Below are 19,144 nucleotides of genomic sequence, written 5' to 3'. Positions count from 1 at the left end.
TTTATAAGCTCAGTAAGAGAGTGCCGGAATAACGCGTACCCGATTCATACGCTGCACCCTCTATAATCCAATGAAACGATTTTGTTCTGTAATAGTATCCTCTAGCTACCGAACTGAGGATATGTGATTGATACATATAGGCTGAGTTCGTGCTTATACCGGGCGATCCGCTTATTACATCAATCCAAGATGTCCCCGTCCACCGCTGCAGCGTCAATTCAACACCAATTTTATCAACACGCACGGTAGCAGAAGTGTCCCCCCAAATGTCTAAATTCCCGTTGGCTATTTCCGCTATGTATGAGCCGCCCCGCTCCAAATATGAAAAATTTGGATCGAAGAATGTAAAAGGCTGAATTAAAACAGGAGGCGGCGGGGTTAAAGCCCCCGATTTCACTGATGGAGAAGCTTGTCCTTGATTCGGAAAAATAAACGTGTAAAGCAAAAACAGCGAAAAGCCAAACCTCACAATTCTTTTCATAATCTTGTAAGCCCCCATTCATAAATTAGTTTCCTGAATATATAGACGTAAAATGGTAAGAAAACCTGACATTTATGCAGAGGAGAAAATATACCTATACCTTGACATAGATTCAGCGGGAAAGCCTGGTGTGCATATGAAAACAAATCGTCACTTCTCGGTTAAAATGCTCTGTTGTTATCGCTTTCGCTCAAGTCGGAGCTTTCCCGACAAGCAGAAACTCCGCCCGGATCGGACGGAGTTTCTTGTTCGCATTTTTGCATAGGAGAAGCCCTTTCAATCCTCCGCCAGCCGCACGTCCACCGTCACATCGAGCCTGCTCGTCCCGCCTTTGTAAACGCCTTTGACCGGCACGATGTCTTTGTAATCCCGGCCGTGGCCCAGCTTGACGTAGCGCCAGTTCACTTCGGCGTTGTTGGTCGGGTCGAAGCCGAGCCAGCCGGTACCGGGGATATGGACTTCGACCCAGGCGTGCGACGCCTGTTCGAAATCCGCGTTGCCGCCCTGCAGATCGCCGATAAAATGGTAGCCGCTGACGTAGCGGGCGGGCATCCCCACGTTCCGGCAGGCGGCGATCATCAGGTGCGCGTAATCCTGGCAGACGCCGCGTTTGAGCTGGAGCGCGTTCTTGACCGTCGTTTCGACGTTGGTCGCTTCCGGATCGTAGGTAAACTCGTTGTAGATCGTCGAAGAGAGATCGCGCGCCCAGGCGTACAGATCTTCTTTGTTTCCGATCGGCTGCCGCTTCATAAACGATTGCAGCTCCGGCGTTTGTTCGGTGTAGTCCGTCGGCAGCAGGAACTCGATATAGCGGTCGCGGAACGCTTCGTTCTCCAGCAGGAGCTTTTGTTCGTTCAGCGGAAGACGCGGGCGACCGGCGCCCTGCTCGCGCTTCTGCGTCACGACCGTCGATTTGACGGTGATCGTCATGCTGTCGTGCGGCGCGCTGACCGAGTAGGCGTGCACCCGGTTGCCGAAATAATCCTCGTAGGTGAACAGGCTGCAGGAAGGCGTGACCTCCACCTCGTGATGGTAGCAGGATTGACGATAATTCGTACGCGGCGTCAGCCGCACTTCATTGACACTGTCCAGGGCCGGAGTCTCGTAGATATAGCTTGTCCGATGCAGGATCTCGATCTTCATACCCGGATCTCCTCGCTGCGAAAGTAGCGCTCGCGCATGGCGCCGCCCAGTTCGTCGCACCATTCGATCAAACGGTCGAGCAGGGGATCGACGCGGTTCAGATCCAGTTCCTCGTAATCCAGATATTCCAGATGGGACTTGATCTTGCCCGTCTGCCGGAGCACGATGCGGTGTCCCTGCCCGCGCTGCGCGGAATCTTCGGCAAGGCCGTGCAGATGTTCTTCCAGCTCGCGGAACGCGAACAGGGCGGAGCGGGGGAACGTAGGGTCCGCGATCAGGAATTCCAGCAGGCGCGCCGGCGACATATCGTCGGCGAACCGCCTGCGGAACGCCTGGTACGCGCTGAGCGAATTCAGCACCGCCTGAAGCATCGGGTACCAGCGGGAAGAGTCGCTGCCGCGGCAGTAAACGGCGGTCGACTTCAAGATGCGCACCGTATTCTCCGCGCGTTCGAGAAAGCGTCCGCTTTCGATCAGATGCCATTCTTTTTCCCGCCACAGCGTGGATTGTTCGATGCCGAGAAACGTAGCCGTCTGCTCTTTGAGGCGCTGGTAGAAATCGTGCGGGTCTTCCAGGATATTCGCCGGCGTCTGCTCGTCCAGCCACAGCTGGAAGCCGCTGGCGGCGTCCCACATCTCGCTCGGAAGCTGCTGGCGCAGCATGCGCAGATTGCTCCGGGCCTGGTAAATGCACGCATAGATCGAGTTGGGATGCTCCAGATCGAGCGTGAGGAACGAGAGTACGTCTTCTTCGGAAAAGTCGTCGTGCCGCGCCGTATACTCGTCTCTCGATCCGATGGCGTCGACCAGCCGCGACCAGCGCGAGCTCGCGGCGTCGTGCGTCTCCGTTTGCTGAATGTGATAATGAACGTCGATCAGTCTGGCATGGTTCTCCGCGCGCTCGAAGTATCTGCCGATCCAAAAAAGGGCTTCCGCGTTACGATTCAGCATGGCTGTTCACTCCTTTTCGATAGATGGGAGCCCGGGTTCGTCGACGACCCAGGTATCCTTGACGCCGCCGCCCTGGGACGAATTCACGACGAGCGAGCCTTCGTGCATGGCGACCCGGGTCAGGCCCCCGGGAATCACGTGCGTTTGTCCGTTTGCGCCGGCCAGCGCGAACGCCCGCAGATCGATATGGCGCGGAGCGGCGCCGCTGCCGGCCAGCACCGGCGCCGTCGACAGCGCCATGATCGGCTGGGCGATATAGCGTTCCGGTTCGCGCAGAATATTGCCCCGGAACAGCTCCCTTTCTTCCGGCGTCGATTCGCTGCCGATCAGCATGCCGTAGCCGCCCGACAGCGACGTTTCTTTGACGACCATTTCATGCAGCCGCTCTAGCACGAATTCGCGTTCTTCGGGGCGGGACAACACATAGGTCGGCACATTGCGCAGGAGGGGTTCTTCGCCGAGATAATAGCGGATCATGTCCGGAACGTACGTATACATCGCTTTGTCGTCGGCCACTCCGGTGCCGGGCGCGTTGGCAAGCGCCACATTGCCCGCGCGGTAAGCGTTCATCAGCCCCGGCACGCCAAGCATGGAGTCGGGACGGAACGTCAGCGGGTCGAGATACTCGTCGTCCAGCCGGCGGTAAATGATATCGACCTGCTGCATGCCGCGCATGGTGCGCAGATAAATCTTGTGATTGTCCGCAACGAGGTCCCGGCCTTCGACAAGGCGTATGCCCATCTGCTGGGCGAGAAAAGCGTGTTCGTAATAGGCCGAGTTGTAAGAACCCGGCGTCAGCAGCACGATCAGCGGATCGGGATTGCGCGAAGGCGCGAGACTGCGCAGCGCGGACAGAAAGCGGTTCAGGCTCGCGTCCACGTCCCGGATCGCGCTCTCGAAACAAAGCTTGGGAAACAGCTGGTTCATCAGCGTTCTTCCTTTGAACAAATACGAGAATCCGGACGGCGTGCGCAGATTGTCTTCGAGCACGTAATACCGGCCGTCGCTGTGGCGGATCAAGTCGATGCCGGAAGCGGCGATGTACGTATTGCCGGGTACGCGGAAGCCCGCCATCTCCGGCCGGAAATACCGGTTGGATAAGATCATGCGCCGCGGAACCAGCCCGTCTTTGACGATTCGCTGCTCGTGGTAAACGTCGTGCACGAAGCGGTTGAGGGCTTCCATGCGCTGCAGGATGCCGCGTTCGAGGTCCCGCCACTCTTCGCCGGGGATAATCCGCGGGATCATATCGAACGGAATCGTACGTTCGAGCGGACGTTCGCGCGCCGCGCCGTCGGAGCCGTACAGCGTAAACGTAATGCCTTCTTCCAGCATGCGCCGCTGCATGGCGCGCTGCTTGCGTTTGAGCGCTTCGGGGCCCATGGCCGAGAAGATGCGGTGGGCATGTTCGTAATGCCGCCGCACTTCGCCCGGCCCGGCATACATTTCGTCAAAGCCCGGGCCGAGCGGATAAGGAGCGAGTCCCGGTACGGTACCGGTTTTGGACATAAGCAGCGCCTCCCAGACTTCGTGTTAATTTTTATTCCATTATTTAACCCGTAACTGACTCTTTTTATCATTTTTCATATAAAAAAATAAAATTAAGTCATAAAAAATGACTTATACCTTACATTAAAAGGTGTTAAAAAGACGTTCCTGTTGGGGAACGCCCTCTTGATGTGTCAGGAAACGCCGCCGCGCCGCTTCATCGCGTAGAACACCGGCAGGCCGATCAAAGTGATGCCGATCCCGATCAGCGAGCGGGTCGGACTGTCCGTCAGCGTGCTGACCAGAATGTACAGGCCGCCGGCGATCCCGACGATCGGCGTGAGCGGATACAGCGGAACGCGGTAGCGTCCCGCTTCGGTCCCGACCCTGCGGCGCAGGATGAACACGCCGAATACACCGGCCGTGAAGAAGATCCACAGCACGAACACGAGCAGGTCGGTCAGCGTGTTGAACGTGCCCGAGAAGATGTAGACGATCGCCAGCGCCGCCTGGAAGATCAGCGCGTTGGCCGGCGTGCCGAAGCGCGGGTGAATGCGGCGCAGCGCGCCGGAGAACGGCAGGCTGCCGCGTTCGCCCATCGCCTGCGGCACGCGGGCGGCCGTCATCAGGTAGCCGTTCAGCGCGCCGAGCACGGACACGATGATGCCGGCCGTGATAAACGCGCCGCCGCCCGAGCCTAGCAGCGCTTTGGCCGCGTCCGCGCCCGGCGTGGGCGAGGATACAATCGCTTCGAACGGCAGCGCGCGGAAGATGGCGAGGTTGAACAGCACATACACCACGATCACGAACGAAACGCCGATCAGGATGACTTTGGGCAGCGTTTTGGCCGGATTCTTCATTTCGCCCGCCATATTCGTCACGCCGATCCAGCCGTCGTAAGCCCACAACGTACCGAGGATGGCCGCGCCGAAACCCGCGGCTCCCGCCGCCGAGCCGGATACGCCGGCAAAGCCCGGCTGCGTGCCGGACAGCAGGCCGAAGCCGACGATGCCCACGACGGGAATCAGCTTGCCGGCCGTCGCCAGCAGCTGAATGATGCCGCCGTATTTGGTGGACAGCGCGTTCATGGCGAGGATGAACAGCAGAATGCCGATCGCAAGCCCTTTTTGCTGCGCGCCGTTCATGGGCAGGAAATAGCCGGAGTACGAAGCGAACGCGATCGCCAGCGCCGCGACCGACGCCGGATACGAGATAACGGCCTGCACCCAGCCGAGCAGGAAGCCCGTCGTTTCGCCGTACAATTCTTCCATATAAGCATACAAACCGCCGGAGCGCGGAATCGCGGCCGCGATCTCGGCGATGGACAGCGCGGCGGCGAGCGTGATTACGCCGCCGGCGGTCCAGGCCAGAATGCTGAGCAGGGGCGAGCCGGCGCTGCTCAGCACGATGCCGGGTTTGAGAAAGATGCCGGAGCCGATAATCATGCCGACGACGATCGCCATCGCTTCGAGGAAAGTCACGGATTTTTTGAGTGGGGTCAAGACGTTCACGGTTCCTTTCGGTTTAAAGGGATAAAGCGTAAGCTCGACTGATTATACCCGGCGCGGCGCCGCGTCGGCAAGCTAAAGTGAAAAGATTCACGGAAATTTGGAAAACGTTTCGAATGCAGACACCCCAAAAAAACAAACATCTTTTCTTAAAAATTTCCATTGTATGCGTTTACAGTAAAGTCCATAATGACGGTATTCCAAGTTCAAAGGGGAGAATAACTCGTGAAAAAGAAACCGTTCAAATTCTTCGGCATGGCCATGACAGGCGTGCTGGCGATCAGCCTCAGTGCCTGCGGAGGCGGCGGCGCCGCCACAACCAACAACGCGGCCGGAGGAGACACCGGTACGGATTCGTCCGGAGGAAAAAGCGGCTCCACAGAGAATATCACGATTACGTTCCAAAACATCTATCCGGACGCAAGCGATCCGAAAAACCAGATGATGAAGAAAATCGTCGAGCAGTACGAGAAAGAGCATACGAACGTCAAGATCGAACTCGATTCGCTGAACACCGACCAGCAGAAGCTCAAACTGAAAACGCAGGCGGCTTCGAAAGAAGTGCCGGACATCACGGTCGTCAACCCGGCCGCCCAGATGCAGCCGTTCGTGGACGAAGACCTGTTCGCGCCGCTGAACGACATGGTTGAAGAAAACGGATTGAAAGACACATTCCAAAAAGGCATCCTGGATTACTATACATTCGACGGCAACCTGTACGCGCTGCCGGACGGCAACAACATCGGCGTCGTGTTCTACAACAAGAAGCTGATGGAAGAAGGCGGCGTCAAAGTGCCGACGACCTTCGAAGAAATGGTCGACGCGGTCAAAACGCTCAAAGGCAAAGGCATCCAGCCGATGGTAATCGGCGAGAAAGACAGCTGGACCGGCTCGTTCCTGTTCATGAATATCCTGCTGCGCACAAACGGCGGACCGGGCTTCCTGCAGGACGTGCTCGACGGCAAGAAAACGTTCGAAGATCAAGCTTACGTCGACGCCGTTCAAGCGTTCGAAAACCTGGTGCAGGCGGGCGCGTTCCAGGACGGCGCGACTTCGTTCGACTATAACTCGGGCGAGAACCTGTTCAAGACGGGCAAAGCGGCCATGTACTACATGGGCAGCTGGGCGACCGGCGGCATCGAAACGGCCGAAGTCAGCAAAGACGACAATGTCGGCGTATTCAAATTCCCGACGGTCGGCGGCAAAGGCAACGCGGACGAATTCATGCTCGCTCCGGGCAGCGCGTTCGCGATCTCCAAGAACAGCAAGCACCTGGACGAAACCAAAGATTTCCTGAACTACTTCATGACCAACTTCCCGAAAGAAGCGTTCGAAGCGAAAGGCGCCGTCGGCATCGCGCAGAACGTGGACGGCGACTTCAAAGCCGCCGGCTACTCCGACATGGCGATGAACGTGCTCGACCTGTTCAAGGAAGTCAAGGGCGGAGACCTTGCGTTCGACAACACGATGAATCCGGCTACGACGCAGGTTCACCTGTCGGGCATCCAGGGATTGTTCGTCGAACAGAAAGATCCGGCCGCGGTCGCCAAAGAACTGCAGGCCGCGTACGAAGAGAATAAATAATAACGGCACCGTCGACCGAAACAGAAGGGGACCGCAGGTCCCCTTCTCTTGTTCGTCGGCTTCGTCTTAAGGAGGCGGTTCCCGCGTGAACGTATTAAAAGTATCCCGCTGGACGATTGCGGCCTTTATCATGCCGTGTCTGATCGTCTATCTCGGCCTCGTGTTCGTTCCGATCCTCGTCTCGATCTACAGCGGTCTGATGGACTGGAACGGCATCGGCAAAGCGACCTTTATCGGATTCAGCAACTACGCCAAGATGTTTACGCACGACCCGGTCTTCTGGCCGGCCGTCAGACGCACGTTTACGCTCGCCGGATTCTCGATGCTGGTGCAGGTGCCGGTCGCGCTGCTGGTCGCCATCTTGATCACCCGCTTCGTGCGCCGGCCGAATTTCCTCGTTTCCAGCTACTTCCTGCCCGTTATCCTGTCCGTCGCCATTATCGGCCAGCTGTGGAAAACGATCTACAACCCGGCGGCGATGGGCGGCATGATCAACCAGATCCTGATCAAAGTCGGATTGGAATCGTGGACGCATTCCTGGCTGACCGAGCCGAAGATCGCGATCTACGCTATTATTCTCGTCTCGCTGTGGCAGTACCTCGGCTATCATATCCTGATCCAGTTCACCGGCATTCAGAATATTCCGAGCGAAATCTACGAGGCGGCCAAGATCGACGGAGCTTCCGGCTTCAAAGCGGACCGTTACATCACTCTGCCGATGGTGCTGCCGATCCTGAAGATTTCGATCGTGCTTTCCTTTATCGGCTCGCTGCAATCGTTCGACCTGATTATGGTCATGACCGCCGGCGGTCCGGCGCACGCGACCGAAGTGCTCGCCAGCCACATGTACAATATGTCGTTTATCACGATGGAGTACGGCTACGGCAGCGCGATCGCCAATATGCTGATCCTGATCTGTCTGATCGCGACCGTGCTGATCAATCTGCTGTTTACCCGTTTGGAGAAACGTTATTCCTGAGCGCGCGAAACCGCGCGCCCGATCCGCCATTCAAGTCGAAATCTTTAAGGAAAGGGGGCTCCGCCCATGAGTCAGTACGCAAGTTCCGCGGGTTCGAAGCCCGCGCTCAAAGTCCGTCAGCGGCGCTTCTCGCTCAAGACTCTGATTGCGTTCGTATTCTTCGGCGCCCTGCTCGTCACCCAGCTGTATCCGCTGCTGTGGCTGCTGATCTACTCGCTCAAAACGAACGACGAAATTCTGTCCGGCAGTTTCTTCGCTCTTCCCAAAGTCTGGCAGTGGGGCAACTACTCCGACGCCGTGGACAGCGGCAACTATATCCGCTATCTGGGCAACAGCCTGTTCGTCACCGCGACCACCATGTTCGGCGTGATCCTGCTGTCTTCGCTGGCGGCGTTCGCGATTACCCGCTTCCGCTGGAAATACGGACAGCTGATTATGCTGCTGTTCCTGCTCGGCATGATGATCCCGATGCAGGGCACGCTGCTGCCGCTGATGATTATTTTCAAAAATATGCACATCCTGAACACGCATCTGTCGCTGATCCTGCCGTATATGGCGTTCCAGATGCCGATCGCCGTCTTTATCCTCAGCGGTTTCCTGCGCACCATTCCGCACGAGATCGAAGAATCGGCGATTATGGACGGCGCGGGCGCGTTCCGCATTTTCCGCAGCGTAATCCTGCCCGTGTCGATTCCGCCGATGATGACCGTCTGCATCCTGACTTTTATCAACGTGTGGAACGAGTATATCCTGGCTGCGACCTTCATTTCTTCCGAACGGCTTAAAACGCTCCCGTTCGGCGTATACAGCTTCGTCAGCCAGTATTCGGTCAATTACGGGGCGATCGGCGCGTTTCTGGTTCTGGCCGCGCTGCCGGTTATCGTCGTCTACTTCTTGCTGGCAGAAAAAATTACCAAAGGCATGGTGGCCGGTGCCGTTAAAGGTTAAGATGAGTCTATGAGACGCTTAACGAGAGGCTTCGCCAAACGCATCAACAAACGCATGAATACGATTTACGGCCGGCTGCTCCCCATTTTCCTGTTCAGCCTGCTCGGCCTCCTGCTGATCGTGAGTTTGGTTTACTATCAGCGGGCCACCGAACAGGTGCGGGACCAGGTGGGAACCCTGGCCGAGAAAAACATGTCCCAGACCGTCGCCCTGTTCGACCAGCTGCTGGACGGCTACGACAGCGTGACCAAGACGCTCAACAGCAACGGCGAGCTGATGCGGCTGCTGCGCCGGCCTCTTTCGCCGGTCTGGACGATCGAGGAAGCGCAGTCGGAGAAACGGATCACCGATATCCTCGGCGCTATTTTCTACTCGCGCCGGGACATCCTGGGAATTCACGTTCTGGCCAACAAAGGCAAGGTGTACAGCTTCGAACGGGCTTCGGGGGCGACGCAGCACGTCTATCCGGACGAGCCGTGGTTCAAGCAGCTGGAGCGGTCCAAAGGAGAAATCCGCTGGCTGGGCGTCTATAAAGAATCGCTGATGAGCGGCGAGACGGACCGGCCGGTTTTTGCGTTCGGCCGCCAGGTATTCGAGCTGGAAGGACTGAAGTCGGTCGGCTACGTGCTGATCGAGGTGGAAGCGGACGCGATCACGTCCGCCGTGTCCAACGCCAGTCTCGGCGCGGGCAGCCAGGTCGTCATTCGCGACGCCGCGGGCGTCGACGTGATCCGGACCGGGTCCCAGCAGGAAGCGTGGACTTCGGTCCCGCCGGGCTGGCCGGGCGAACTCAAAGCCGGCGAGATCCGGGCCTACGAAGGCGGGGACTGGCTGCTGACGGCTGCGCAGGTCGAGAAGACGGGCTGGACGATCCTGCGCGCGACGCCGCAGAGCGATCTGAAGCTGGAGCTCAAAGAGACGCAGCAGTTTCTGCTGACCGTCATTTTTGCGCTGATTATCGCGGCCACCGCGCTGTCGACGATCGTCTCGCGTTCGTTCTCCCTGCCGTTCAAGCGCCTGGCGCAGCAGATGAAGCAGGTCGAGACCGGCAACTTCCAGGGACAGGTGCATATCCAGTCGTACGAAGAGATCAATATGCTCGTCGGTTCGTTCAACCGCATGGTCCGGGAGATGGACGTGCTGGTCGAGCGGATCAAACAGGCTTCGATCAGCGAGAAGAACGCCCAGCTTCAAGCGCTGCAATCGCAGATCAATCCGCATTTTCTGTTCAATACGCTCGATATGATCTACTGGATGCTGGACGAGCGCGAAGACGACCGGCTGGAAGGCGTGATCCTGGCGCTGTCCAAAATGTTCCGCTACAGCAGCGATTGGGAAGAAGGCGCGCGCGTGCGGCTCAGGCTGGAGCTGGAGCAGCTCAAGTCGTACCTGACCATTATCGAGACGCGGCTGGGCCGGAGGGTCCAGACGGAGATCGAGGTCGAAGAACGCTGGCTGGACGCGCCGGTGCCCAAGATGATCCTGCAGCCGATCGTCGAGAACGCGGTCAAGTACGGACTCGAACCGCTGCGGGGCGGGGGCACCCTGCACATTTATTCGGAGTCGGACGAACACAGCCTGCGCATCGTGGTCGAAGACAACGGATCGGGAATGACCGGCGACACGCTGGTCCGCCTGCGGCGCCTGCTGAGCGATCCGCCGGCCGGCGACGTTCACGAAGCGGGCGGGCGGATCGGGATCGGCCTGCTCAATGTGCAGCGCCGAATCCGCCTGATGTACGGCGAAGCGTACGGACTGACGATCGAGAGCGCAACCGGAACGGGGACGAAAGTCAGCGTCGCTTTTCCGGTGCCGGATGAGGAGGAGAGCTTGTTATGAATATTCTCGTCGTGGACGACGAACCGATTATCCGCAGCGGGATTCAGCGGACGATCGAACGTGCTTTTCCCCAGCATCGCGTCGTGCTGGCGGAAGGCCCGGAGGAAGCGGTGCAGCGCCTCAAAAACGAACTGATCGACCTGGTGCTGACCGATGTGCTGATGCCGGGCATGAACGGACTCGAACTGATGGAAGTGTCGCGCACGCTGCACCCGGAAGCGAAATGGGTCGTGATCTCCGCGTATTCGGAATTCGAGTACGCCAAGAAAGCGGTGCGCCTGGGCGCCCGCGATTACCTGCTCAAGCCGATCGGCAAAGACATTCTGGTCGAGCTGGTCAAGAAAATGAGCGAAGAGATCGCCGAGCGCAACGTGCGCGCCAAGGAAAGCGAGCTGCTCAAACACAATCTGCGGTTTCTGCGCGAAGCCGTATTTGCCAGATGGGCGTCGGGGCTGGACCTTGGCGGAATCGACCTGGCGTCGTTTACCGAAGCCTACCCGGACTTCCATCTGCTGATGGTGCATGTGGAGAGCGATACCGATACCAAGCTCGAACACTTTATCGTGGAAAACGTCATGAACGAACTGATCGCATCCGCCGGAGACGGCTTTGTCGCCAGCATCGACGCCAAAAGCCTGCTCGGCCTGGCGAAGCTGGAAGAAAGCGGCAGTCCGGCGCGGCTGATCGAAGAACTGCGGAGCTGCTTGAAGCGGTATCTGAAAAAGCCGTTCCAACTGCTGATTTCCGGGAAGATCGACGATCCCGCTCAGGTTCCGGCCGAGGTGCGGCGAATGCGGGAATCGTCGGAATACCAGGTGTACGATCATTATGCCAGCGGCGGCGAACAGGCGGTCGAGGTGGCGCTCCAGTACATACGCGCCCGGTACGGCTCGGAACTTTCGCTGGAAAAAGTGGCGTCGGTCGTATACTTGAACCCGGCTTACTTCAGCCAGCTGTTCAAGCAGAAGACCGGCCAGGGCTTCAAAGACTACGTCACGCAGATCCGGCTGGACCGCGCGATGGAGATGCTGGGCGAATCGGAGCTTAAAGTCGGCGATATCGCCGAACGGGTCGGCTATCCGGACGTCCGCCATTTCTCGCAGGTGTTCCGTAAAAAGATCGGGTGTACGCCGTCGGAGTATCGGGAGCAGGAGAAAAGTAAATGTTGAGAAAAGAGAGCCGCAAGGCTCTCAAGCCGTCGAGAAAGTCCAGCAAAAGGAAAAGGCAAGGGAGCGCCGGGGGAATTTCGTTCCGATCGCGTGTTGAAACCAGGAAGATCGATTAGATTCCAGTGGAATCTTCCCGGTTTCAAAGGCGACCACTACCAAGCATAGGCTTCCGAAGTGACTTTCTGCAAAAGTCTGTACTACACGATATTCCCCCTCTGCCTTGATCGCCTTTTCTAAGGCTGGAATGTCTCGACACAGTGAGAGAGTCGCAAGGCTCTCTTTTTGTAGGGAAAGGGAGAAAAGAGTAAATAAAATACAATAAAGAAAAAAAGCGATCGCGATAAATGTGGAACCTTTGTCCATTTGACGCATTATACTAGGTATAAGCAATACCGAATGGAAAGAGGGGATAGACGATGAAGATCGAGGAAAGGCGAGCTGCGGTTTGGACGATAGCGGGATATGCGGCGGTGATTGCGATTCTGCTTCTGGTTTTTCCGAGGGAGCATATGGGCTTCATTATCGTCGGGTATGGACTGGTTATGGCGGTAACGCTGCTTCGTATTCCCTTTCAGGTTCAACGGGATGAAGCGTTCAGACAGCGATGGGAGTATGGGCGGGAGCCGGGGTTCTGGCGGGGGACGCTCAAGGCAAGCGGCAGGAGTTCGACGCTGCTCCTGATCGGAATCGCGGTTGTGGCCGTCGGTTCTTATTTTTCGGGAAGCGGAAATATGATGGACTGGCTGATGGATCAATCGCCCGGTACGTTTTCGCTGGTTTTGTTCATTTTCCTGGCAGCTTCGTTTCTGATCGGCGCGGCTGTGTATGCGGGCGAGAAGCAGAAGTACGCAAGATTGAACGAAGCGAAAAATCGTCGATAAGCCTTTTTTTGAAATGAATATCTGTAAACGCCGCGGCGCCGAATTTCGATTCGGCGCCGCTTTTTTGTATGGAGTTAAGGTGGGGTTTTTTATTTGGATTTTGGTGTTTGAAAGGGTTTGAAGGTGGTGCAAGTTAAGCAAGAGGTGAAAACCTTATTTTAGCAGAGGAGGATTTTTTATGGTAAAACGAACCTGCACCCTGATGCTTCGCCGGATCGTACTGGCAATGCTGGCGTCGATGTTGATCGCTTCTTCGTCAAACTGGCTTTCCGAAAGCGGACAAGTATCTGCGCAGACAGCAGTACAGGCGGCGGACACGCCATGGAACCAGGTATATTTGCAGAGTCCGATTGATGGGTATCACACGCTTGAAGACGTTCATTATCATGATGGCGTCTGGATCGCAGTAGGTATGCACTCATCGGTTTTGAGATCCACGAATGGTATCGACTGGACAGTTATTCCGCCAAGTCAGTTCGGGGATAGCGATGAATTTCCCGGTTACAGTTTGTACGATGTGACTTTTGCCGAAGGTGTCTGGGTGATAACGGGCGCTCTAAAAAGGATCTACTATTCGGAAGACGGACTGCAATGGACGAAAGCCGATATGCCCCCGGCTGTTGAACGGATTGCTCAGGTTGCCTATGGCGAAGCCGGATTTGTGGCATTAGCCGAACAATCCATTTATACTTCGGCGGACGGTAAAACCTGGGACAGGCATGATAACCCGATCGACGTCTCGTCGGGTTTGGCCTACGGGCAAGGGATGTATATGACAATAAATTGGAAAGGAGTCGCATACACTTCGACCGACGGATTGGAATGGAATGCCATTCAAACGGATGTCTTGTATCCCGGTTCTCTTACATACGACGGCTCGCAATTCTGGGTGATTTCGCAATACGGGCGGGATGCCGTCGTTTATTCTTCGACCGATGGACAGCAATGGACGCGGCATATGGTTCAAGAAGGGACGGAGAACTCCCAGTTCTTCATTCAAAGTCTCGATTATTCAAACGGCAGATATATAGCTACAGGCGATCGTTACGAAGCGGGAGAACTCGACCTGATGATTTACGTATCCAGCGACGGCGAACGCTGGACACTCGAAAGCGTAAGTCCCGATTCGGCGGGCAGCGAGCTTGTAGGAGCGGCTTCAAGCCCGGAACGTTCCGTGGTTGTCGGTTCTCCCGGCGTCATCTATACGCGCGATTTCGATATTTCCGGCGACAGCGATCTTCAAGATCTCAAGATCGACTCCGGCGCGCTTCGGCCGGCGTTCGATCCTTCTATCCATGCATACGCTGCGGAAGTTGCATCCGATGTTCAGGAACTCGGCGTGACCATCGTAACTTCCAGCACTTCCGCTGCCGCTACGATCAACGGCATCCCCGCTCTAAACGATATTCCTGTTCTTATTCCGCTGACCGGAGACAGCACGCCTGTCGATATCGAAGTTGTATCGCCGAATGGCGGTACGCAAACCTATACACTCGATGTGAATCGCGTAACCGCAGTCGATACGGAGCCTTTTTTGGAAGGATTGACACTCCGATACGGCACGTTTACGCCCGAATTCAACCCGGAACAAACCGAATACAAGATAAGCGTAGATTACAACTGGAATACGCTTTATTTTACACCTAGGGCAGGCGGGACCGCATCCGGTATCACGGTTCAAGGAAAGGAAGCGTCGAGCGGCAGCGCCGTTCCCGTCAATCTCCAAGTCGGCAGCAACACGGTCGAAATCGTGGCGACCGCACCGGACGGCCGGTCGCGGACGTACCGCGTTCTAGCGATTCGCAAACCGAGTTCTTATTACATGAAACTTTCGGATCTTGAGATTGCCGGAAGCGCGCTGAATCTGGTGGACGGACGCTACGCTTATACCACGATTGTGCCCGAAGACGCTAAAGTCTTTGACGTTGTTCCGACCGCGATGAGTTCTTATTTCGACCTTAAGGTAGACGGTGAAGCGATCGAAAGCGGAAAATCGGCAACGGTCTCGTTTCCCGAAGGAATCAATAAGAAAACGGTCAAAATCGCAGTTGAGCAGACCGTTTATGAAGTCCAGGTATTCCGGCAGGGCTGGAGCCCTTATCTGCAAGGACTGAGTATAGACAAAGGCCGGCTCAACTATGAATTCGATCCGCTGCGCACGTCTTATCTTATTCTGGACGACGGCGATATAAGCAGTCTTCAAATCACCGCTGCGCCTTTCAGTCCGGAATCCAAGCTGTTTGTCAACGGCAAGGAAGCGGTATGGGGACAGCCGGCAGCCGTGGAATTCGAAGTAGGCGAGAACGATATTCCGATTACGGTCGTAGGACGAACCGATGGCGCGGAAGATAATACGGTGACGTACTGGATTAACGGCAGCAGACGTGCTCCGGCGAACACTTGGGCGAACCTCAGCAGCCTGACGCTCGACGAAGGAACGCTGACGCCGCAGTTCTCCAGCACGGAATACGAATATTGGACAGAAGTGGACAGCGAAGCCGATGCAATTACTCTTACGCCCACCGTTTTTCACCGTAACCGGGAAATTCAAATATTGGTCAACGGAGGGGAAGGGACGGTTATTCCTTCAGGAAGCCCTGCGCGCGTTCCGTTGAGCGAAGGAGAGAACCGGATCGAGATTATGGTGACTAACTTGGAACCTCACAGCATGGACCGGAACCACTACTATATCCAGGTGTTCAGGAAGAACGGTCCACAATTGAAAAGTTTGACAATGAACCCGAGCTTTTACGGAGAATTCGACCCGACACGCACTTCTTACGGCGGTTCGGTTGATCGCGATGTCGACCATCTTGACGTGACGGCAGTACCCGCTAATTCCGATGTCCGCTTGACCATTGCGGGAACGCGCGCAGTTGCGGGGCAGCTTTATCGTATCCCGCTGCAGATTGGAGAAAACGCGATTCCCGTTGTTGTCACCACAGATGAAGGGGCATCCAAGACCTATACGATTTACGTTACCCGCGTGCTGGGACCGGATTCGACTCTAGCCTGGTCGAAAGTCTATCCGAAAAGAAATACGAAAGAGCTCGGTGCCTGGACCAAAGTAGCGGGACACAACGGCATCTGGGTCGCAGTCGGTGAAAATGTACCGGTCGTACGTTCTAAAGACGGCGGTAAAACATGGAAAGAAGTACCCTGGGGACGTTTTGCTTCATTCAAAAAAGATTATTTCGGCTTTGAGGAAGTGGCGTACGCGAACGGGGTGTGGATCGTTGCTGGAGCTCACGGCAATATCTATACATCGCCGGACGGCCTGAAGTGGACGCGACGCACGGAGAAGAACACTCATCCGAACGACCGCATCCAAGCAATAGCCTACGGCGGAAAAGGTTTTGTAGCGTTGGGGGCAGGCGAAGACGGCGGGGCTGTAGGCAATTACATGTATACATCGCCGGACGGCCTGAAGTGGACCCGCCGCGCCAATCCGGTCGGAGCGAACTTTCTTGATGTCGCTTACGGTTTAAACCGGTACGTTGCCGTGAGCCGAAGCGGCTTTTACACGTCCACGGACGGGCTCGAATGGACACGGACGGAAGAAGATGGGACGAAGCTGGCTTCCTCCTCGATTACTTTTGACGGCAGGTATTTCTGGGCGGCGAGCAGCAGCGAAGAAAGCGGCGGCGTACAACCTTTTTTATACCGCTCTTATAACGGTACAAGCTGGTTTTCCAGTGAAATCGCGCAAGCTCCGGCAACTTCGGAATACTTGATCCGGCAAGTCGATTATTCGAACAGCCGGTACTTGATTGCGGTGGAGGAGGTCGTGGACGGACGCCGTGAAGAGGTCGTTTATACGATGAACGATCTTTCGATGCAAGTCTGGAAACGCCATGTGCTGAACACCGCATCGCAGCCGGATATGATTGTCAACGCAGTTGCCAGCGGAGCGAATCGATCTATCGTTACGGGTGCTCCGGGAGTGATTTTTGCACAGGAGTTTTAAGTGCGGACGGGGCGTTAACAAGATTATTGAACGACATCGAACCGGAATCCGAAAGGAGTGCAAATGCGTGAAAAAAGGGATGGGGACTTCATTGCTTCGTCGTGTGGTTGTAGGGCTATGGTTAGCGATCGTGATGCTTGGAGCGGCGGTATGGCCTCAGGCCCGGCCATTCGAAGCGGCATCAGCGCAAGCGTCCGAACCGCAATCGCAGTGGACGGAAGTCTACGCGGTCGATCGTACGCAGTGGCCCGGTTCTTTCCGCCGGGTCGAGGAGCACGGCGGCATGTGGATTGCCGTAGGCCAGGCCGCTCCGGTTATGCGGTCGACGGACGGTATCCACTGGCAGGAGATTCCGTGGCAGACGTTTGCCGACAAACGCAAAGACTTCAACGGCTTCCATGAAGTTGTGTTCGCGGGCGGCCTGTGGGTGCTGGGCGGCGGCCGGGGAGACTTCTATACCTCGCCCGACGGAGTGAACTGGACGCATCGGACGACTCCGGATTCCCGGCCGCTCGACAACATCTACGCGATCGCTTACGGGGACAGCGGGTTTGTGGCGCTGGGACTCAACGGAGACGAGGACGGCTACGACAACTTCGTCTACACCTCGCCGGACGGAATCCAGTGGACGCGCCATGTGATCGATTCGGCTTATTTTATCGCTTCGGAAGTCGCTTTCGGCAATGGGATATACCTGGCTGCCGGTCAGGGCGAGTTCTATCGGTCGGCCGACGGATTGAATTGGACGGCGCTGCCTCAATCGGGCGGGCATCTGTTCTCTACGACAATCGCTTATGACGGAAGCGGGTTCTGGCAGGGAGACGAGACATACGATCAAAGCGATACGCCGGTTGTTCCTTTGTACCGGTCGCCGAACGGCGAGAACTGGCAGCGCGCCGAGCTGCAACAATCCTCCGGCAGCAAAGGTTATGCGATCCGGGACGTCGATTACTCGTACGGCCGTTATCTCGCGGCGGGCGTGCTCGATACGGATAACGGAACGGTGCACGCGGTTTATCGCTCCGTTGACGGAGAGGACTGGGTTCGCGAAGAGATCGATACGGGAACGCATGACGCCCCGGCTTTATACGGTGTGACATCGGGCGCCGACCTGGCCGTTGCCGTAGGCTCGCCCGGCGTGATCTATGCCCGCAGCCTGCAAGGCGAGGATAATCCGCCGACCGCGGGCCATGAATGGACCAAGGTGTATCCGAAGCGGACTTCCAAAGAGCTGGGCGCCTGGACCAAAGCGGCGGAGCATAACGGGATCTGGATAGCGGTCGGCGAGAACGTCCCCGTGGTGCGCTCCAAAGACGGCGGGAAAACGTGGAAAGAAGTGCCGTGGGGCCGCTTCGCTTCGTTTAAAAAAGATTATTTCGGGTTCGAGGAAGCGACGTATGCAAACGGGCTCTGGCTTGTCGCGGGAGCGCACGGCAATATCTATACGTCGCCGGACGGCCTGAAATGGACGCGCCGAACGGAGAAGAATGCGCATCCGGACGACCGGCTTCGAGCGGCGGCTTACGGCGATCGGGGTTTTGTGGCGCCGGGCGACCGCAGCGGCGGGGTTGCCGGCGGTTATGCGTATACTTCGGCAGACGGAATACGCTGGGTCCGGCATACTCTTCCGGGCACAGCCGCATTCCTGGATATTGCATACGGAGCGGGAATCTATGCGGCCGTGGGCAGCGAAGGATTTTTCGTTTCCGAAGACGGGCTGGCCTGGACAAAAGCGGAAGATTCGGACACCGGACCGTCCGCCCGCTCGATCGTTTACGACGGAAACGCGTTCTGGGCGGCGGGAGGAGCGGGCGGCGAATCGTCCCGGCTCGTTCTGTCCAAATCGTACGACGGGATCGACTGGTTTCCTGCGACAATCCGGCAGTCGCCGCAGGCGCAGGAGCGCGAGGTGCGGCAGATGGATTATTCGAACGGCCGATATTTGATCGCGGCGTCCGAAACGGTGAATGGGCGGAGCGACGAAGTCGTATACAGCTCGGCCGACGGAGAGAACTGGAGCCGCGATGTGCTGAATACGCCGGATCATCCGCAGGTAACGGCCCATGCCGTCGCGAGCGGACCGTCCCGATCTATCGCCGCCGGCGCGCCGGGCGTGATTTATTCCCGGGAATTTTAAGCATCCAGACGAATAGTTTCTGTTTACAGGTAATCGTAAGCTTTACACAAAAGGCGATCCGCTCGAACAA

At 56.9% G+C, this 19,144-nt stretch carries 13 protein-coding genes; 8 read left to right on the top strand and 5 right to left on the bottom strand.

Annotation, left to right across the window (positions count from 1 at the left end):
• Position 1 precedes the first annotated feature (1 nt).
• The 5 genes from QWJ34_RS11390 to QWJ34_RS11370 all read right to left on the bottom strand — a co-directional run bounded on the left by QWJ34_RS11390 (position 2) and on the right by QWJ34_RS11370 (position 5,564).
• Positions 2 to 481, bottom strand: a complete 480-nt coding sequence (locus QWJ34_RS11390; protein ID WP_302727804.1) for a hypothetical protein — start codon at positions 479 to 481, stop codon at positions 2 to 4.
• Between the two features lie 276 nt (positions 482 to 757).
• Positions 758 to 1,624, bottom strand: coding sequence for a transglutaminase family protein (locus QWJ34_RS11385; protein WP_302727802.1), 867 nt, complete (start codon positions 1,622 to 1,624; stop codon positions 758 to 760).
• On the bottom strand, positions 1,621 to 2,574 hold the full coding sequence (locus tag QWJ34_RS11380) for an alpha-E domain-containing protein (RefSeq protein WP_302727801.1): 954 nt from the start codon (positions 2,572 to 2,574) through the stop codon (positions 1,621 to 1,623). Before QWJ34_RS11380 ends, QWJ34_RS11385 begins: the two co-directional genes overlap by 4 nt.
• 6 nt (positions 2,575 to 2,580) lie before the next feature.
• The gene (locus QWJ34_RS11375; RefSeq protein ID WP_302727799.1) at positions 2,581 to 4,083 is read right to left on the bottom strand and encodes a circularly permuted type 2 ATP-grasp protein; all 1,503 of its coding nucleotides are present in this window, start codon (positions 4,081 to 4,083) and stop codon (positions 2,581 to 2,583) included.
• Positions 4,084 to 4,256: 173 nt separating this feature from the next.
• Positions 4,257 to 5,564: an APC family permease gene (locus QWJ34_RS11370; protein ID WP_302727797.1), complete on the bottom strand. Its 1,308-nt coding sequence runs from the start codon at positions 5,562 to 5,564 to the stop codon at positions 4,257 to 4,259.
• Between the two features lie 261 nt (positions 5,565 to 5,825).
• Here QWJ34_RS11370 and QWJ34_RS11365 point away from each other — a divergent pair, with 261 nt between their 5' ends.
• From QWJ34_RS11365 to QWJ34_RS11330, 8 genes are all read left to right on the top strand, one after another.
• Positions 5,826 to 7,154, top strand: coding sequence for an extracellular solute-binding protein (locus QWJ34_RS11365; RefSeq protein ID WP_302728206.1), 1,329 nt, complete (start codon positions 5,826 to 5,828; stop codon positions 7,152 to 7,154).
• Between the two features lie 85 nt (positions 7,155 to 7,239).
• Entirely contained in the window at positions 7,240 to 8,133 is an 894-nt protein-coding gene (locus tag QWJ34_RS11360) for a carbohydrate ABC transporter permease (RefSeq protein WP_302727795.1), read from the top strand.
• 66 nt (positions 8,134 to 8,199) lie between these two features.
• Complete coding sequence (locus tag QWJ34_RS11355) at positions 8,200 to 9,081, top strand: carbohydrate ABC transporter permease (RefSeq protein WP_302727793.1); 882 nt, start codon at positions 8,200 to 8,202, stop codon at positions 9,079 to 9,081.
• 9 nt (positions 9,082 to 9,090) lie between these two features.
• Positions 9,091 to 10,920, top strand: a complete 1,830-nt coding sequence (locus QWJ34_RS11350) for a cache domain-containing sensor histidine kinase (RefSeq protein ID WP_302727791.1) — start codon at positions 9,091 to 9,093, stop codon at positions 10,918 to 10,920.
• Positions 10,917 to 12,089, top strand: a complete 1,173-nt coding sequence (locus QWJ34_RS11345; RefSeq protein WP_302727790.1) for a response regulator — start codon at positions 10,917 to 10,919, stop codon at positions 12,087 to 12,089. Before QWJ34_RS11350 ends, QWJ34_RS11345 begins: the two co-directional genes overlap by 4 nt.
• Before the next feature lie 416 nt (positions 12,090 to 12,505).
• A complete protein-coding gene (locus tag QWJ34_RS11340; protein ID WP_302727788.1) occupies positions 12,506 to 12,970 on the top strand; it encodes a hypothetical protein in 465 nt (154 codons plus the stop codon).
• 178 nt (positions 12,971 to 13,148) lie between these two features.
• The gene (locus QWJ34_RS11335) at positions 13,149 to 16,937 is read left to right on the top strand and encodes a cadherin-like beta sandwich domain-containing protein (RefSeq protein ID WP_302727787.1); all 3,789 of its coding nucleotides are present in this window, start codon (positions 13,149 to 13,151) and stop codon (positions 16,935 to 16,937) included.
• A 283-nt stretch (positions 16,938 to 17,220) separates the two neighbouring features.
• On the top strand, positions 17,221 to 19,074 hold the full coding sequence (locus QWJ34_RS11330; protein ID WP_302727786.1) for a beta propeller repeat protein: 1,854 nt from the start codon (positions 17,221 to 17,223) through the stop codon (positions 19,072 to 19,074).
• The last annotated feature ends 70 nt before the right edge of the window (positions 19,075 to 19,144 follow it).

Origin of the sequence: Saccharibacillus sp. CPCC 101409 (assembly GCF_030518235.1) — a bacterium.
Lineage (GTDB): Bacteria > Bacillota > Bacilli > Paenibacillales > Paenibacillaceae > Saccharibacillus.
The sequence above is the reverse complement of the archived record's forward strand: the minus strand, read 5'-3'. Positions and strand labels throughout refer to the sequence as shown.

What these genes read in the sequence shown, in the direction of transcription:
- QWJ34_RS11355 (WP_302727793.1), top strand. Translation starts at nt 8,200, where the DNA reads ATGAGTCAGTACGCAAGTTCCGCGGGTTCGAAGCCCGCGCTCAAAGTC.
- QWJ34_RS11340 (WP_302727788.1), top strand. Translation starts at nt 12,506, where the DNA reads ATGAAGATCGAGGAAAGGCGAGCTGCGGTTTGGACGATAGCGGGATAT.
- QWJ34_RS11335 (WP_302727787.1), top strand. Translation starts at nt 13,149, where the DNA reads ATGGTAAAACGAACCTGCACCCTGATGCTTCGCCGGATCGTACTGGCA.
- QWJ34_RS11365 (WP_302728206.1), top strand. Translation starts at nt 5,826, where the DNA reads ATGGCCATGACAGGCGTGCTGGCGATCAGCCTCAGTGCCTGCGGAGGC.
- QWJ34_RS11380 (WP_302727801.1), bottom strand. Translation starts at nt 2,574, where the DNA reads ATGCTGAATCGTAACGCGGAAGCCCTTTTTTGGATCGGCAGATACTTC.
- QWJ34_RS11330 (WP_302727786.1), top strand. Translation starts at nt 17,221, where the DNA reads ATGTGGATTGCCGTAGGCCAGGCCGCTCCGGTTATGCGGTCGACGGAC.
- QWJ34_RS11375 (WP_302727799.1), bottom strand. Translation starts at nt 4,083, where the DNA reads ATGTCCAAAACCGGTACCGTACCGGGACTCGCTCCTTATCCGCTCGGC.
- QWJ34_RS11350 (WP_302727791.1), top strand. Translation starts at nt 9,091, where the DNA reads ATGAGACGCTTAACGAGAGGCTTCGCCAAACGCATCAACAAACGCATG.
- QWJ34_RS11385 (WP_302727802.1), bottom strand. Translation starts at nt 1,624, where the DNA reads ATGAAGATCGAGATCCTGCATCGGACAAGCTATATCTACGAGACTCCG.
- QWJ34_RS11345 (WP_302727790.1), top strand. Translation starts at nt 10,917, where the DNA reads ATGAATATTCTCGTCGTGGACGACGAACCGATTATCCGCAGCGGGATT.
- QWJ34_RS11390 (WP_302727804.1), bottom strand. Translation starts at nt 481, where the DNA reads ATGAAAAGAATTGTGAGGTTTGGCTTTTCGCTGTTTTTGCTTTACACG.